At 64.9% G+C, this 1,130-nt stretch carries 1 protein-coding gene; it reads left to right on the top strand.

From position 1 onward, the window contains the following. Positions 1-37: 37 nt before the first annotated feature. The gene (locus ACFY8U_RS36235; protein WP_389576407.1) at positions 38-1,129 is read left to right on the top strand and encodes an IS630 family transposase; all 1,092 of its coding nucleotides are present in this window, start codon (positions 38-40) and stop codon (positions 1,127-1,129) included. Position 1,130: the final 1 nt, after the last annotated feature.

The following is a 1,130-nucleotide window of genomic DNA, read 5'->3' as shown; positions in this document are numbered from 1 at the left end:
CTAGTGACCTGAGTCAGAGATTCGTCGTTAGTCGGGCATGAGTCGCCCGGGTCCGAAGATTCCGCCGTTGTCGGTCACTGATGCCCAGCGGGCTGTGCTTGAGAGCTGGTTACGTCGCCGCACGACGGCCCAGGCTCTGGCCCAACGCTCGCGGATCGTGATGGAGTGCGCCGAAGGCCACTCCATCATGGAGGTGTCCCGCCGGCTGCGGATCGCTCCGGACACCGTCCGCACCTGGCGACGCCGCTTCATCGAGCGGGGCCTTGACGGCTTGTGCGACGACCCGCGGCCCGGTGTCCCGCGGAAGATCACCGATGCCGACGTCGAGCGGGTCATCGTCAAGACGCTCGAGGAGACGCCGAAGAACGCCACCCACTGGTCGACCAGGTCGATGGCCGCGGCCACGGGCATGTCGCAGTCGACGGTCTCGCGGATCTGGCGGGCGTTCGCCCTCGCGCCGCACCGGGCTCAGACATTCAAACTGTCCACCGACCCGCTGTTCATCGACAAGGTACGCGACGTCGTCGGCCTCTACCTCGACCCGCCGGAGAAGGCCCTTGTCCTCTGCGTGGACGAGAAGTCACAGATCCAGGCCCTGGACCGGTCCCAACCGGTCCTGCCGATGATGCCCGGTTTTCCCGAACGCCGCAGCCACGACTACATCCGGGCCGGCACCACCACTCTCTTCGCCGCCCTCGAAGTAGCGACCGGCAAGGTCATCGGCTCCCTCCACCGCCGCCACCGCGCGGCGGAGTTCAAGAAGTTCCTGACCAAGCTCGACAAAGAAGTCCCAGCTGATCTGCAGGTTCATCTGATCCTGGACAACTACGCGACCCACAAGACACCCGACATCAAGAAGTGGCTGCTGGTGCATCCCCGGTTCCACCTGCACTTCACACCGACCAGCGCGTCCTGGCTGAACCTGGTCGAGCGGTGGTTCGCCGAACTCACGCAGAAGAAACTCAAGCGCGGCGTCCACCGCACCGTCCAGGCCCTTGAACGCGACATCCGGTCCTGGCTCGCCGACTGGAACGAGCACCCCAGACCGTTCGTCTGGACGAAGACAGCCGACGAGATCCTCGACAAAGTCGCCGCCTACTGCCAACGAATCTCTGACTCAGGTCACTAGG

The organism is Streptomyces sp. NPDC012508 (assembly GCF_042902595.1).
Taxonomy (GTDB): Bacteria; Actinomycetota; Actinomycetes; order Streptomycetales; family Streptomycetaceae; genus Streptomyces.
The sequence above is the reverse complement of the archived record's forward strand: the minus strand, read 5'-3'. Positions and strand labels throughout refer to the sequence as shown.

What these genes read in the sequence shown, in the direction of transcription:
- ACFY8U_RS36235 (WP_389576407.1), top strand. Translation starts at nt 38, where the DNA reads ATGAGTCGCCCGGGTCCGAAGATTCCGCCGTTGTCGGTCACTGATGCC.